Origin of the sequence: Achromobacter sp. 2789STDY5608621 (assembly GCF_001299375.1) — a bacterium.
Lineage (GTDB): Bacteria > Pseudomonadota > Gammaproteobacteria > Burkholderiales > Burkholderiaceae_B > Achromobacter > Achromobacter insuavis.
In genome coordinates this window covers 31,917-45,881 of record NZ_CYTU01000011.1, presented here as the reverse complement: position 1 = coordinate 45,881, position 13,965 = coordinate 31,917, and the positions used below count along the sequence as shown (strand labels likewise).

Sequence of the window (13,965 nt, the reverse complement as noted above, 5' to 3'; positions counted from 1 at the left end):
CCACGGCTTGACGCGATGATCGGCGCCAACCTGCCCCTGCCGCCGATATATTACTGCCCGCCACTGGGCCGGGCTGTCGCGGGCGGGACGCCGCGACGCTCAGAACCCCACGCGGTCCTCGGCGGCCAGGGGCGCGCCCAGGTCGCGTTCGTCCATCTCCCAGATCAGCAGACGCGGCGGACTCTGCTTCCACGCGGGACTCTTGAAGTACGCCTGCGCCGCGCCGCCGAACTTGCCGCCGTCGCGGGCGAAGTTGCCGACGGCCACGCCGAGATCCCGCGACAGCTGCGGCAGGAACTCCGAGGTGCGCGAGAACGAGGTGCCGACCAGCGCCAGCGACGGCAAGGCGCTGTCGCCGAACAGGTCATCGGCGTCGCCGGCCGAGGCGGCGGCTTCCGGCGTATACGTATGCAGCGCGACCACTTCGGCGCGCGGCTGCCAGGCCAGCGGCAGCCAATCGACGCCGGCCAGTCGCACCAGATCGCCCGGCCGCGGCGCGGGCGGCTGGGCGGTGACGCGCCAGCGCTGCGGCGCCTGCAGCGCAACACCGCTGGCGCGCACCTGCTCGGCGACGGCGCGCGCCGCCGCGCCGGCGCCGGCCTCGGTCCAGTGCGAGTCGTTGCGGTAGTAGGCGTCCTGCGGCACGCCACGCAGCGCTGCGCTCAGGTCGACCGTCGCCACGCCCTGCGCGCGCAGCACGCCGACCCAGCTCGACAGCCGGTCCTCGAAGCCCGCCGACCGGTGCAGTCCGCACAGGCGCGCGGACTCGATGCGGCTCTTGTCCGGCACCACGGCCACCAGCAACTGGATGCCACGGACGGCCAGCGCGTCGCGCAGCGACACCACGATGCGGGCGCGCTCGGCCTGGTTCTCGCGCGCGCCGGGATGGGGCTGCAATTCGTCGCCCAGGAACAGCCAGCCATCGCACCCCTGCCGCACCCGCGCGCCCAGGTCGCCGAGCGTCAGCCAGCCCAGGCCGCGCTGCAGGCGCGCGGCCTCGCTGCTGAATGTCATGTCGGCCAGCCGCAACGACAGGTCGTGCGTGACGCCACCATCGAGCACCCGCGGCAGCGAAGTGTCGTCCGGCAGCACGTCGTGGTCCACGCTCCACCAGATGTTGCTGAGCATGGCGCCGGCCATGAAGAGCACCAGCGCCACGCCAGCCAGCTGGCTGGCGCGGCGGTTGGCCACGGAGGCATGGGCAATGGGCGGCGGGGCCGGGGTATCGTGATGGACGCTCATCGTCTCCGGCCTCAGAACTGGAAGTAGAGGAAAGGCACGGCGCCGCGCGCCGCGATCAGCGCGTAGGCCAGCAGGAAGCCGGCCACCGGCCACACCGCGCTCCAGGCCGTGCGCAACATGCCCGCCGGCCGCATCGACCACCACGGCTGCCAGGCGGGCAGGATGACGCACACAATGCCCAGCGCCGCGGCCAGCCAGTGGGTCGGCCGCAGCACGTACAACATCGAATCGCCCAGGCCGATGCCGTTCAGGCCGAACTGGCCGCGATACATGGCCAGCGCGGCATGGAAGTCGACCGCGCGGAAGATGGTCCAGGCCAGCATCACGAACAACAGCGTGGCGATGCGCGACAGCCAGCCCGGCAGCGCCGGCAGGCCATTGCCGTTCCAGGCGCGCGCCACGGCCAGCGCGGCGCCATGCGCCAGGCCCCACAGCAGGAAGTTCCAGCTCTCGCCACCGTGCCAGAGACCGGCGATGCCCATGGTCAGCAGCAGGTTGCGGTAGGTCTTCCACACGCCCAGGCGATTGCCGCCCATGGGGATGTACAGGTAGTCGCGGATCCAGCTCGACAGCGACAGGTGCCAGCGCCGCCAGAAGTCCTGGATGCTGCGCGCCAGGTACGGATTGTTGAAGTTCTCCGGCAGGTGAAAACCCATCATCAGGCCCAGGCCGATGGCCATCGCGCTATAGCCGGCGAAGTCGAAGAACAGCTGCAGGGTGTAGGCGCCGCAGCCGATCCAGGCGTCGGCCAGCGATGGCGTGCGCAGCGCGAAGGCGGCGTCGACCACGGGCGCCAGCGTGTCGGCCACCAGCACCTTCATGCTCATGCCGATCATGAAGCGCCGCGCCCCCAGGCAGAAATTGCGCCAATCCATGGTGCGATGGGCGATCTCTTTCTCGACCCAGGCCCAGCGGATGATGGGGCCGGCGATCAGCTGGCCGAACATGGCCTTGTAGGCGGCGAAGTCGATGAAGTTGCGCTCGGCGCGCACGTCCTGGCGATAGACGTCGACCAGGTACGAGATGGCCTGCAGCACGAAGAACGACAGGCCCGCCGGCAGCGCCACCCGTTCCCAGGCCAGCGGCACGGCGCCCGCCATGGCGGCGATGTCGTTGAACGTCGTCACCAGGATGTTGGCGTACTTGTACCAGCACAGCGCCGCCACATTGGCCGTCAGCAGCAGGGTCAGCAGCACCTTGCGGCGATGGCCGGCGCGCAGCTGCTCCAGCATCAGGCCGCCGGCCCACGCCACGACAGTCACCGCGACCAGCAGCAACAGGTAGATGGGCTTGAGCCAGCTGTAGAAGATCCAGCTGCCGACCAGCAGCACGAAGTTGCGCGCGCGTTGCGGCGTCAGGGCGTAGACGACGAGAAACAGCGGCAGGAACAGCGTCAGGAATTCGAGGGACGCGAAGACCATGGCGGAGGGTGGCCGGAGATATTGTTATCGAAGCGGGGGCCGCGCCCCCGCCGGTCATGGGCCGGATCAGCGGGCCGTCTGGTCCGCCGCGTGCAGCAGGCGCGAACCCTGCGCCGACGGCAGCAGGAACACGGTATGGCGCTCGCCGGCCTGCAGCGCGCCCAGATCCAGCTCCTGTCCCGCGGGCTGGCCGCCGCAGCTGGCGCGCACCTTCAAGGACACGGGATTGACCAGGCGCCGGGCGACCGCGCCATCGGCCACGTGCTCGAACATCGCCAGGTTGCGCGGCACGGCCAGCAGGCCGGCGTCCGCGCATGACGGATCGAGGTTGTAGAAACCCACCGAGACCTTGAGCGCGTTGAAGTCCTCGGGCTGCTCGCGCACGATGCGCGCCTGCAGGCCGTCCTTGCCGGGCAGGCCGACCACCGAGGCGAATTCGCCGGGCTGCACCGAGATGTCCACCTCCTGCTTGCGGCCGCCGCTTTCGAGCAGGCCCTGCATCTTCGCGCCCGCCTTGACCGGCATGAAATCCGACGCGGGATGGGCGGCGTCGAGCTGGATGCGCGCCTGCGATCCCTTGGCGCTCACCGCCATCGGCTCGGCGCCGGCGTTGACGAAGCGCACGAACGACGCGTCTTCGGCCGGGCCGGTTTCATAGAGCTGGATCTGCGCCGCGCCGGCAACGCCGGCGGCCAGGGCGAACGACAGGGCGGCCAGGCCGCGCGACAGGAAGAGGCTCATCCGTTGTCCTTTGGTAGCGGGGATCGCGCGCGTCATTTCTTCTGCAGCGCCTTGACCTGCGGCAGATCGCCCAATTGCTTGGCAATGGCATCGCCCCAGGCCTTGTAGCCGGTGTTGGTGTAGTGCTGGCCGTCGGTGGTGGGCCACTGGCCGGGCGTCGAGAACTGGGTCGAATCGATGTACGCGCAGGGCGCCACGTTGCTGCCCAGGAAGGCCGACACCTGCTTGACCCGCGCGAAATTCTTGTTGTACTTGCCGCCCTCGGTGCCCCAGCTGGGGCCGATCCAGACGCAGGCCGTGCCGGTGCCCGAGATGGCCTTGGTCAGCGCGGTCGTCTGCTGCCAGGCCCAGGTCTTGGGAAAGGACGGATTGGTGTAGCCAGCCATGGTGTCGCCCAGCACGATCACCACCAGGTTGGGCTTCTTGGCCGCGATCAGGTCGGTCACCGGCGTGGTGCTGGCGTCCTTGCCCTTGAGCACGATCTGGCCGCCGTTGAGGCGCTCGGCGCCGCCGCAGGTGCTGGGCGTGGTCTTGAGCCAGTCGCCGGCATTGCTGCCGCACACGCCGATGGTCTGCACCACCGCGCCCTGCTTGACCAGGTCGTCCTGCAGGGTCGTGATCAGGTAGCCCGGCGCGGCCAAATGGCTGTCGCCGATCAGCAGGATGCTCATTCCGGCAAAAAGAGAGGTCAGCATGGCAATACTCCTTGATGAAACGTCCCTAGCGGGCGTACGGCGACTGATAGGGATTGACCGGCAGGTCCAGCGGGCGCGTCTGCGGATAGAACGCGTAGCGCAGATAGAGCCCGCCCACGTACTGGCGATAGTCGGTGGCGTTGTCCATGGCCATGGTGCCGCCCAGGAACAGATTGGGCGACAGCTGGTACTCGCCCGCGGCCGCGAGGTTGTAGCCCACGCCGGTGCGCGACTGCCCCTCGTAGGTCGCCGAGGTGCCGTAGACGGAGCGGTTCACCGCGTTGGCCGCCGCCTGCATGCCGCCGTTGGTCGGGAAATAGTCGGCGCCGTCTTCCTTGAAATGACGCAGGCCGACCGAGCCTTGCAGCTTGTAGGTGAAGCGGCCGTCACGCTGCGCCCAGGTCACCGGCACGCTCAGCGCGTAGAACTGCTGCGGGCTGAAATAGCCGCCGTTGCCGTAGGTGAAGAAGCGCTGATTGTTGTCGTAGAAGATGGCGCCCAGGTTCAGGCCGGCCGTCAGCATGCGGTTGGTGTCGCGCGTCAGGTTCCAGTAGATGCCGGTGCCGACCTCGGTGCGGCTGTTGGACTCGACATTGTGGCCGTCCAGGCTGCGCCACGAGCCGTAGGCATAGACGCCATAGTCCTTGTTGTCCATGCCGATCTGGCCGCCCACGCCGGTGGCCGTGACCGCGCCCCAGCGCTGGCCGGTGCGATCGTCGCGCGCGCCGGCGAACGACACCAGGCTGTCGGTCACCGCGCGGCGCGACAGGTCCACGCTGTACCAGGTGCCCGCGCTGCGGTCGATGGGGCCGTTCAGGCGCACGCCGCCGACCACGTTGGAATACTCGAAGCCCAGCGGCGTGGTGCCGATGTCGGCGCTCAGGCCCTGCATGGTGTAGCCGACCGACAGGCCCACGCCCGAGTCGCGCTGCTTGCCGGCTCCGCCCACCAATCCGGCCTGCTGTGCCGCGGCCGCCACCGGACCGCCGCCAAAGCGGCTGTTGCTGGCGTAGTCGTCGCCCAGGCGGCCGGCGTCCAAGGTGACCGGCGTGGCGCGCAGCGAGATCTTGCCGTCGCCGGCCGGGATCAGCGCCTCGATGGGCGCGTCGATCTCGGTCATCTTGCTCATGCCGGCCTCGCCGTTGTTGGAACGGACGAAGCCGCCGACGCGGACCTCGGCGCTACGCTCCTGCATGACCTCGTCCAGTTCCCGCTGCAGGGAGGGCGACGCCGCGCCGCTGCCGCCGCCATAGGCCGCGGGCGGGTTGGCGGCCGCGCGCGAGTCCTGCGCGCCGGCGATGACATACGGTTCCTGGCGCGACGCCGCGGGCGCGCCGTCATAGCTCGCGCCGTAACCCGCGGCATAGCCCGTGCCGTAGCCGGCGCCATAGGCGGGGGCCTGCGGGTCGTTGAAGGCCTCTCCCATGACCTGCGTCACGCGGGTGGACCGCGAACGCTGGCCCGGCAGGCCGACGAAGGGGTTGCCGTCGGCATAGTTGGCGGGCGCCGCGCCGCTGGCCACCATGGTGCCGCCGCCGCGCGCCTGCTGGGCGGCGATGGCCTGCTGGTACAACTCGGCGGCGCGCCCGGTCTTGCCGCGCGAGCGGTAGATGCGCGCCGCGCCGGCCAGCACATCGGGATCGTTCGGCGCCAGCGCCAGCGCCTTATCCATCGAGGCTTCGGCCGAGCGCCAGTCATCGGCCTCGGCGGCGATGCCGGCCACGGCGATCTGCAATTGCGCATTGTCGGGATCGCGCGCCTGCAGGCCACGGTAGATGGCCAGGGCCTTGTCGCGGTCGCCGGCGGCGACGTACATGCGCGCCAGCGCGCCCTGGGCCAGGGGATCGTCCGGCCGGCGCTTGAGCACCGGCTGCAGGATGTCGTAGGCCGCCACCAGGTCGCCGCGCTGGCGCATGGCTTCGGCCTGGCGCACGGTGTACAGGCTGACCAGGTCCTGGAAGCTGCGGTGCTGGTCGGCGTCCATGGGCTGCTTCTGCACCTGGCGCAACACGGCCGCGGTGCCCGCGTCATCGCCGCTCTTGAGCAGCACGCTGGCGTACGGGATCAACACATCCGGGCCGGCCGGCCGGCTTCCATCCACCAGCGGCCGCATCACGGCGAGCGCCTGCGGCGTATCGCCCGCGTCGATATAGGCCTGGGCGATGGCGCCAAGCAACTCGGGATCGTTGCCCGCCGCGGCCTGCAGGCCGGCCAGGCGCTGGCGCGCCTGCGCCACGTCGCCCGACTGCGCCAGGCGCGCGGCCTGGGCCGCCTGCTCGTGCACCCACACGTTGCGCTGGAAGCGCGTGATTTCCGGGGTGCGGCGGTTCTCGGGAATGCGCGCCAGGGTGTCGTAGGCGCGGCCCCATTCGCCGCGCTCGGACGCGAACAGCGCGCTGGCGTGCAGCGCGTCGGCCGAGTCCGGCTGCGCGCGCAGCGTTTCATCCATGATCTGTTGCGCGCGGACCGACTCGCCGCCGCGCAAGAGCAGCCGCGCCAGCTCGTAGGCGGTCCAGGGATTGCGCGGGTCGGTCCTGCGCGCGTCTTCCAGCATGCGGCGCGCGCCGGCCGTGTCGCCGCGCTTTTCCGCCTCGCGCGCCTGGCCCGCCATCACGGCGGCGCGCAGGCGGCTGACATCGCCCGCCTGCCCCGCCGGCAGCGCGTCGACCAGCCGCAGGGCCTCTTCGGCGCGGCCGGTCTGGGCCAGCACGTCGGCCAGGCCGCGAACCGCCTCGGGATCATTCTTGTGCCGGGCCAGCACGTAGCGATAGGTCTTCTCGGCGTTGGCCATGTCGCCGGCGCTGGCATAGGCCCGGCCAATGGCGTTGTAGGCGCCGGTGGCGTTGCCGTCCAGGCGGATGGCCTGTTCCAGCAGCTTGCGCGCGCCGTCGGCATCGCCGCGCTGGCGCGCCGCCTCGGCCTGGTCCAGCAGGTTCCAGTAGCGCACGCCGGCCAGGGCGCGGGTCCAGTTGCGGCCGGCGCCCGGACGGGCCGCGGCGCGCGACAGCAGTTCCTGGGCCTCGGCATTGCGGTCCTGCTGCATGCGCACCAGTCCCAGGCCGCCCAGCGCGTCCGGATCGTTGGGGGTGGCGCGCAGCTTTTCCTGGAACGCGGCTTCGGCCGCGGCCAGGTCGCCGTTCTTCAGCGCCGCGAAGCCGCGCGCCAGGCGCGCATCCTGGCGCCAGACCGGCGCCGGCGCGCCGCGCCTGGCCGACGGGTTGTCGAGCACCGCGCGCACTTCCTTGTCGTCCGGATGCGCCGCCAGATAGGCCTCGAACAGCGGCTTCTCGCTGGCGTTCGGCGCGCCCAGCCAGATCAGCCCGGCGCGCCAGCTTTCGGTGGCGTCGGCGCCGACGTCCTTGCGTTGCGACAGCTGCGCCAGCATGCGCACGCCGTCGGCGCGCCGGTCTTCGTCGCGGATCAGGTGTTTGGCCAGGGCCAGCTGGACATTCGGATTGCCGGGCATCTCGCGCGAGAGCCGCTGCAGGCCGGTGATGGCGCGCGACAGGCCCTTGTCGGAATAGCCGAGGAAGCTGTAGTACTCGAGCGCGATCTCGCCCTGCGGCTCGCGCCCCTGCAAGGCCTGGTCGTAGGCCTGCATCGCCTTGTCGATCTCGCCCGAGGCCGCCAGCATGCGGGCGCGGTCCAGGTCGGCCGCGGCGGCGCCGCCGGCCAGGCCGATATCCTGCTGCAGGCGCTTGGTGAAGGTGCCGTTGGCGTTGAGCTGCTTGAGCCGGGTCAGGTAGCCCTGGGCGTCGTCCAGGCGCTTCTCGCGCACCGCTGCCAGCCCCAGGCCGTACATCGCCTCCTGCTGCGACGGATCGGACAGCAGCAGTTTCTCCCAGGCCTGCGCGGCGCGCTTGGCGTCGCCCTGGTTCTGCCAGTAGCGTCCCTGCTCCAGCAGCGAAGCGGTGGCGGCCGGTTGCGCCCAGCCACTCTGGTGCATCAGGGCGGCCAGAACGCCGATGGCCAGCTTGTGGCGGTTCAAGGACATTTCTTCTCCCACTCCAATGACACGCGGCCGGTGGCTCCGAACCGGTAACGCTGCTCGAACCAGCCCATTCCGAACAGGCTGAGTACGTAATCGTAATAAGGTGGCTGCTGAACCGCCAGCCGGGCGGGACTCTGGCTGGCGGCCCAGGCGTCGCGCACGCGCCGCAACTGGCCCTGCAGCAGGTCATTCTGCCCGCGCGCCTGGAAGTACGGCAACAGGGCGGCCGAGAAGCCGAACGGCCCCTGGCCCTGCGCCTGGCCGCTGTCCACGTCCACCGACTCGGGCGGCGCGCCCGTGGCCGCGACCGCGGTGGCCATGCCCGACAGCGCCGCCAGCAACGGCCGGGCGGCGGGATCGGCGGCCGGCGTCATGCCGGCCCACAGATAGGTGCGGATCGCATCGTAGCTGCCCTTGGCGCCATGCACCGGGTCATTCTCGTACCGGCCCAGGGCCCCGCCCTCGCGCGACACGTCGCGGTAGGCCACCCAGTCGGCCGCGTAGCCCTTGGGCGTGGTCGCCTGGATCACCCGCACCGTATTGTTCGCCACCTGGGTCCACGGCCCCTTCGCCGAAGCCTGCGCCAGCCGCCGCAGCACGGGAACCGGCAGGTAGCTCGGATTCAGGCGCCATAGATCAGGCTGCGCGAAGCCCTCGGGCGCCGGCAACAGCATGCTGCCCAGGCCCGGCAATTGGGCCACTTCGCGCCCCTCGATCAAGGCCAGCAACGCCTGCGCGTCGCGGGTGTAGGCCGGCTGGCGCCAGAGCCTGCCGGCCTCGAGCAGGGCGTAGGCGAACCACAGGTCGGCATCCGAGGCGGCATTGCTGTCCAGCACGCCCCAGGCGCCGTCGTCGCGCTGGCCCCAGGACCAGGCCGGCAGGCGCTGCGCGGTGTCGCCGCCCGCCAGGTTGGCGACGCTCCAGCGCCACAGCCGCTCGAAGGTCTCGCGGTCATTGGCGACCAGGGCGAAGAACATGGCGTACGACTGCCCTTCCGAGGTGCTCATCTTGCGCGGCGTGCTGGCATCCACCACCCGCCCGTCGGGCTGGACGAAGTGCCTGACGAAGGCCGACCACTCCGGCCAGGCCACCGCCGTGCAGGCCGGCGCGGCCCGCGCCGCGCCCGACGCCGCCACGGCCAGGCCGAGCGCCAGCAGCGCCCGCCCGGCACGCTGGTACCAGGCGAAGCGGCGGCGGGCGGGCCGGGCCGGATGCATCAGGCTTCCTTCTTGCGCAGGCGGCGCAGCAAGGCGCGCAGCACGGCCAGCGCCACGGCGATGCCGACCAGCCAGACCAGCGCCATCACCACCAGGCGCAGCAGGGTGTAGCCCGGCCACTGCGACGACACCCACCAGTCGATGCGCTTGAGCAGCGGCAGCTGGCCCAGCGTGTAGGTCTGGTCGCCGACCAGCGCGTCGATCTGCTTGCCGCGGATCACGGACAGGCTGCCTTGCACGCTCTTGTCGTAGCCCTCGCCGCCGCGCAGCGCGGCCACGGCCGCGTCCAGCCCGTCGGGCTTGCTGCTGGCCAACAGCACCACGCTGCGCTTGGCGGCCAGCGGCGATTCGAAGCCGGCCACGATCGCGCTGACGCCTTCGCTGGTGTAGCTCATGGCCACGCGCGGTTCGCGGCGATCGAGGCGCGGATCGGTGTGGAACCAGTCGGTCACGCGGTAGATCAGGTCCGACAGGCCGAAGTGCGCGCCCGACTCGTAGCTGCCCGGAATGTGCGGAGCCCAGGTCTTGAGCAACGGATTGGCGGTGTCGCCCGCGATCACCAGCAGATCCTTGCCGGCCTGCGCGCTGGCCTGCTGCGCCCGCGTCACGGTCACGCCGGTGGCCGGATAGCCCGTGGCGTCGCCCAGGCGGCCCAGCACGTTCAGGTAGGCCGAATAGGCCGCCGCATTGGCGCGGTCATCCAGCACCACGGCCGTTTCCGACAGGTCGGCCAGGCGGGTGAAGGGGAAGCCCGCCTGCGCGAACGCGCGCAGGTCCGGCATTTCGATGAAATGCGGATAGCCCGACAGGTCGATGGTCGACTCGGGTTCGATCATGCCGCGCACGTTGTCGATGATGATGTCGCGGCACTCGCCCTGCTTGACGTAGTCGTACATGTAGCGAAACTGCAGCTGGCCGTCCGACTTCAGCAGGTCCAGCGGCACGTCCAGCTGGGCGCGCATCGGCAGGCTCTCGTCGGGCAGCACCTCGGCGCGCAGCTTGTCGCCGCCCTCGATGCGCTCCAGCGCGAACAGCGGCATCGACTTGACGAACTCGCCGTTGACGCCGAACAGCAGCGAGGAGTTGAGCGACGTCGGCTGCGGCGTGTAGCGATAGCGCAGGTCGATCGGCACCTTCTTTTCCTGCCAGCCGAACAGGTCGGGCGGCACGCGCACGTCGATGCGGATGGTGTCCGGGCTGAAGCCCGACACGTTCAGGCGCTTGGGATCGATCAGGTCGCCGAAACGCACCGGACGATCGGTGCGCAGCCAGCGCGGCGCGTCGTACGGCTGGCGCGGCTTGACGTCCGCCAGGCGCGTGATGGCGGCCGACTGGCCGGCCAACGTCTGGCTGCCAAGCGCCAGCGCGGCGGCGGCCTGCTTGAGGTCCTTGCCGTCGCGGCCCAGCACCAGCAGCAGCTTGCCGTCGGGATCGTTGGGGTTGGTGATGACGGCCAGGGTCGGGCCGTTGACGGTGGCCTGGGTCAGTCCGGCGGTGGCCGCGCCCATCGCGAACACCACGGCATTGCCGCGGCTGGGCAGCTGCGCCACCGAGGCCGGGAAATCCGAGCCGCGATAGCCCGCCAGCCCGCCGAACCACGAGGACAGCGCGCCCGCGGCTTCCAGCGTGGTGTTGTCCGGCTCGGCCTGGAACACGAACGGCAGCACCAGCTTGCGCATGTCGCGGCGGTCGAAGAACGGCAGCGGCAGATTGGCCAGCTCGTTGGGCAGCGGCAGCGCCGCGGTCGCCAGGTCCAGCGTGCTCAGGTTGCTGATGTTGGCCCACAGGCTGGAATGCAGCGGGTCTTCGCAGTTCAGCGTGTAGTGGCCGATCAGCTGCAGGCGCAGGTCGTTGTAGGGCGTGATCAGGTACGGCGGGATCTCGATGGTCTGCCGCAGATTGCTGCCGGCCGTCTCGCGCGGCACGGCAATGGTGGCGGCCACCTCGTCGTTGACCAGCACGTTGATATGCGACAGGTCGGACAGCAGCGCCGGCGAATAGGCATAGCGCAGGTCGACCCGCGCGCCGGTCACCACGCGATCGTTGCGCACGCTGAAGTTCAGCGTGTTGCTGCCGTCCACGCCGCGCAGATTGAGCGGATACTGCGCGCCGAGCTGCTTGAAGGTGTAGGTCTGGTCGGCCACGAACGGCGCTGGCGCCGGCGCCGGCGTGGCGGCCGGCACGGTGCCCGGCGCTTCGGCCGCGCTGGCCAGCAGCGAGCAGCCGGCCAGCAAGGCCAGCGACAGGCGGCCCAGCGCATGGCCGCGGCGGCGCGGCGAGCGGGACGGCACCGCTTGCGCGACCGGCGGTTGGGTCGAACGGATTTTCTTATGCATGATCACGATCCCAGGCGGCGCTGAGCGCGGGCGCGCAGCGACAGGTAGAGCAACACGGCGATGACTAGCGCGCTCAGGAGCAACGCCCCCACGAGCGTGAGCGGATGGCGCGCGAAGAACCACTGCAGGCCCAGCCAGGTCGGCAACGAACCCACGTAATAGTTCTGCTCATCCTGCAGGGTGTAGGCCTGCTTGCCGCTGATCACCGTCAGGCTGCCGCCGATGCGGTCCTGCGAGTTGTCGGCCTTGCTCTCGGTATCGCGGCTGGTCAGCAGCGCCTGCACGGCGCTGGCCAGGCCATCGGCGCTGGTGCCCGACACCACCACGGCGCTGCGGCCCGACTGCAGCGGCGATTGCAGGCCGGCCAGCGTGGCCGAGACGCCGCCGCTGGAGAAGGCCAGTTCGATGTCGGCCTGGCGCTTGCGGTCGCGCGGATCGTTGCCGAACCAGGACGCGACGCCATCGACCCAGCCCGACAGGCTGAAGCGGCGCTCCTTGCCATTGAAGCCGCTCGGCAGCGCGTCGCCCCACTGCGCCAGCAGCGGCTGGTTGTCGCCGGAGGCCAGCACCAGCAGATCCTTGTCGCGCTGCGCCGCGGCCTGCGCGCCCTGGGTGACGGTGACGCCGGTGGCCGGATAGCCGGTCGCCTGGCCCATCACGCCCAGCAAGGTCAGGTAGGCCGAGAAGTCCGACACGCCCGCGCCCTCGGGCATGACGACCGCGGTTTCCGACAGGTCGGCCATGCGCGTGAACGGGAAGCCGGCGTCGGCGAACAACGACAGGTCCGGCATGGCGGCGTACTTGGGCAGCCCGGAGATGTCGATGGTCGAGCCCGGATCGATCGCGCTGCGCACGTTGTCCAGGATGCTGTTCTGGCACTCGCCCAGCTTGGCGTATTCGTAGACGTAGTTGAACTGCAGCGCCGTCTGCGGCGGCAGCAGATAGGTCGGCACCATCACGCGCGCCTTGCCTTCCGAGGCCGGCATGCCGGTCAGGCGGTTGTAGATGCCCGGGCCTTCGTGCAGCGCGAAACTGCGGATCAACTGGTTGCCGGCCATCATCTCCATCACCGACTGCTTGGCGCCGGGACGCGGCGAATAGCGGTAGATCAGGTTCACCGGCACGCCATCGCTATGCCAGCCGAACAGGCCCGGCGGCACGCGCAGGTTGACCTGCACGGGCGGCGGCCGATGGCCCGAGACGTTCAGGTCGCGGGTCGGCACCAGCTCGCCAAACGCCACCGGCCGGTCGCTGCGCAGCCAGTTGGGCGCGTCGAACGGCTTGCGCGGCCGCGGCGTCTCCAGGCGCGTGATGCGCGCCTGCGGGCCGGATAGCGCTTCGCTGCCGAGCGCCAGCGCGGCGGCGGCCTGCTTCAGTTCCTTGGCGTCGCGCCCCATCACCAGCAGCAGCTTGCCGTGCGGGTCGCGCGGATTGGTCTGCATCGCCACCGACGGCCCCTCGATCGTCGGCGTCTGCAGTCCGGCGACCGTGTCGCCCGGCTGCAGCAGCACGACCGCGTTGCCGGCGGCCGGCAGGTCCTGCAGGCTGGCGTCGAACTTGGCGCCGCGGTAGCCCGCCAGCGCGCCGAACCACGAAGCCAGGACGCCCGCGCTCTCCAGCCGCGCCGCATCCGGACTGCGGCCCAGCACGATCGGCAGCGCCAGCTGGCGGACGTCGCGGCTGTCGAAGAACGGCACCGGCAGCAGCGCCAGGTCGTTGGGCAGGTCGACCGGCATCACGGTCAGCTCCAGCGTGCTGCGGCCGGCCACGTCGGCCCACAGGCTGGAATGCACCGGGTCTTCGCACCCCAGCGTGTAGTGGCCGATCAGCTGCACATCGAGCCGGTTGTAGTCGGCCAGCGCCGGCACCGGCAGCTCGACCGTCTGGCGGGTCGGCGTGGCCGCGGCTTCCTTGGGCAACGGCACGCTGCCCGCCACTTCGCCGTTGAGCAGCACCTTCAGGTGCGACAGGTCGGGCAGCAGCGCGGGCGAATAGCTGTAATCCAGGTTGACGCGCGCGCCGATGACCTGCTGGTCGCGGCGCGCGCTGAAGCCCAGTCCGTTGATGCCGTCCACGCCGCGCAACGGCAGCGCGCTCTGGCCGCTCAGGCGCGACAGCGGCACGGAGTAGGTCCGCGCGCCCGGCGGCAGGGCCGGCGCGGGCGCCGCCGTGGCCGCGGCGGCGGGATCGGCGGCGACGGGCTCGGCCAGGGCCGGCATGGCCGCCCCCAAGGCCAGCAACGCCGATAGCAGCGCCCGCCGCAGGACGGGCTGCGCGGGGGACGGGCAAGGCCGGGGCGGCCAAGCATCAAGCCTGGGAATC

The 13,965-nt window shown here is 70.9% G+C and carries 8 protein-coding genes; all 8 read right to left on the bottom strand.

Annotation, left to right across the window (positions count from 1 at the left end; all coding sequences use genetic code 11):
* Positions 1–99: 99 nt before the first annotated feature.
* Complete coding sequence (locus AOZ53_RS13250; RefSeq protein WP_054430905.1) at positions 100–1,242, bottom strand: alginate O-acetyltransferase AlgX-related protein; 1,143 nt, start codon at positions 1,240–1,242, stop codon at positions 100–102.
* 11 nt (positions 1,243–1,253) lie between these two features.
* The gene (locus AOZ53_RS13245) at positions 1,254–2,663 is read right to left on the bottom strand and encodes an MBOAT family O-acyltransferase (protein ID WP_054488168.1); all 1,410 of its coding nucleotides are present in this window, start codon (positions 2,661–2,663) and stop codon (positions 1,254–1,256) included.
* A gap of 66 nt (positions 2,664–2,729) precedes the next feature.
* Complete coding sequence (locus AOZ53_RS13240; RefSeq protein ID WP_054430909.1) at positions 2,730–3,404, bottom strand: cell division protein FtsQ; 675 nt, start codon at positions 3,402–3,404, stop codon at positions 2,730–2,732.
* Between the two features lie 32 nt (positions 3,405–3,436).
* Positions 3,437–4,099, bottom strand: coding sequence for an SGNH/GDSL hydrolase family protein (locus tag AOZ53_RS13235; protein ID WP_082380331.1), 663 nt, complete (start codon positions 4,097–4,099; stop codon positions 3,437–3,439).
* A 25-nt stretch (positions 4,100–4,124) separates the two neighbouring features.
* Complete coding sequence (locus AOZ53_RS13230; protein WP_231690613.1) at positions 4,125–8,093, bottom strand: cellulose biosynthesis protein BcsC; 3,969 nt, start codon at positions 8,091–8,093, stop codon at positions 4,125–4,127.
* Positions 8,084–9,307: a cellulose synthase complex periplasmic endoglucanase BcsZ gene (gene bcsZ / locus AOZ53_RS13225; protein ID WP_054488162.1), complete on the bottom strand. Its 1,224-nt coding sequence runs from the start codon at positions 9,305–9,307 to the stop codon at positions 8,084–8,086. The genes AOZ53_RS13230 and bcsZ overlap by 10 nt, the downstream gene beginning before the upstream one ends.
* Complete coding sequence (bcsB, locus tag AOZ53_RS13220; protein ID WP_054488159.1) at positions 9,307–11,643, bottom strand: cellulose biosynthesis cyclic di-GMP-binding regulatory protein BcsB; 2,337 nt, start codon at positions 11,641–11,643, stop codon at positions 9,307–9,309. Before bcsB (AOZ53_RS13220) ends, bcsZ begins: the two co-directional genes overlap by 1 nt.
* A gap of 2 nt (positions 11,644–11,645) precedes the next feature.
* Positions 11,646–13,862: a cellulose biosynthesis cyclic di-GMP-binding regulatory protein BcsB gene (gene bcsB / locus AOZ53_RS13215; protein ID WP_231690612.1), complete on the bottom strand. Its 2,217-nt coding sequence runs from the start codon at positions 13,860–13,862 to the stop codon at positions 11,646–11,648.
* Positions 13,863–13,965 lie beyond the last annotated feature (103 nt).

Bases quoted from the DNA above. Each gene is read 5' to 3' on its own strand.
- AOZ53_RS13250 (WP_054430905.1), bottom strand. From the start codon at position 1,242: ATGAGCGTCCATCACGATACCCCGGCCCCGCCGCCCATTGCCCATGCC.
- AOZ53_RS13245 (WP_054488168.1), bottom strand. From the start codon at position 2,663: ATGGTCTTCGCGTCCCTCGAATTCCTGACGCTGTTCCTGCCGCTGTTT.
- AOZ53_RS13240 (WP_054430909.1), bottom strand. From the start codon at position 3,404: ATGAGCCTCTTCCTGTCGCGCGGCCTGGCCGCCCTGTCGTTCGCCCTG.
- AOZ53_RS13235 (WP_082380331.1), bottom strand. From the start codon at position 4,099: ATGCTGACCTCTCTTTTTGCCGGAATGAGCATCCTGCTGATCGGCGAC.
- AOZ53_RS13230 (WP_231690613.1), bottom strand. From the start codon at position 8,093: ATGTCCTTGAACCGCCACAAGCTGGCCATCGGCGTTCTGGCCGCCCTG.
- bcsZ (WP_054488162.1), bottom strand. From the start codon at position 9,307: ATGCATCCGGCCCGGCCCGCCCGCCGCCGCTTCGCCTGGTACCAGCGT.
- bcsB (WP_054488159.1), bottom strand. From the start codon at position 11,643: ATGCATAAGAAAATCCGTTCGACCCAACCGCCGGTCGCGCAAGCGGTG.
- bcsB (WP_231690612.1), bottom strand. From the start codon at position 13,862: ATGCCGGCCCTGGCCGAGCCCGTCGCCGCCGATCCCGCCGCCGCGGCC.